This window comes from Gluconobacter sp. P1D12_c (genome assembly GCF_018812105.1).
GTDB classification, from domain to species: domain Bacteria; phylum Pseudomonadota; class Alphaproteobacteria; order Acetobacterales; family Acetobacteraceae; genus Gluconobacter; species Gluconobacter oxydans_A.
The window spans coordinates 1-802 of sequence record NZ_JACSIQ010000076.1 but is presented as its reverse complement, the minus strand read 5'-3'; the positions used below and the strand labels follow the sequence as shown (position 1 = coordinate 802).

At 46.8% G+C, this 802-nt stretch carries 1 protein-coding gene; it reads left to right on the top strand.

Going from position 1 to position 802, the window contains the following annotated elements; genetic code table 11:
* A partial coding sequence (locus KP705_RS15595; RefSeq protein WP_215764831.1) for a hypothetical protein occupies nucleotides 1-802 on the top strand: 802 nt, incomplete at both ends.

Sequence of the window (802 nt, the reverse complement as noted above, 5' to 3'; positions counted from 1 at the left end):
GATATCTGCTGACTGCAAGCACCTTGGGGTTATAGCTAGGGATTATTCTGCTGATGAGAATCTGCGTTTTGCGTGTCGTTCGGAACAGGAAGACAGGCGACGCTTCAGGCTTCCTGCTGGTGGTTTAGAATACGTTACAGAGGTTAAGGAAGCGAAGGAATCACGCGGAGAGATTTTTGATGCAGGACCGTCTGAGAATGGGTGTGAGTCATCTTCTCGGATAGGTTTTTATGAGCTTCTTCGTCGCAACAGTGGGAACAAGGTTGATGTGTTTAAACATCTTGAACGCATTGGCAGGGATGAGGCCATAAGGCTTCAATCTGATCGCATTGCTGACAGGCTTGAAGGTCTGGGGATTCCGTCTAGGCGTAAGAAGCAGGATGGCACCTTTTTCAAGGTGGGTTTGCTGTCTGGATTAGCTAAGCAGATGGATGAACAGTTTAGGCATATCATGTTCATTCCTGCTGTTGCTGTTGCTGAGCGTCGCCAGTTGAGGAATGAGCTGACCTATTGGATTGATAACATTCTCCCGAATAAGGGGAAGTATCTGCGGTACATGGTTATCACCTGCGGTGAGAACGTCCGCATATATGATGACCTCAAGGCGGAGCATAGGAAATGGACACGCAAGCTCTCTGATTGCTTCCGTTGGCTCAATCAAAAATATGGTTCAAATCTGTATTTCAGGGGGACTGAGTTCACTCATAATGAGGATCATGAAACCCTTAACATGCATATGAATATCCTCTTTGATCTGCCGTATTTGAAGGGGAACGGCTGGCAGGATTTTCTTGCTGATGTT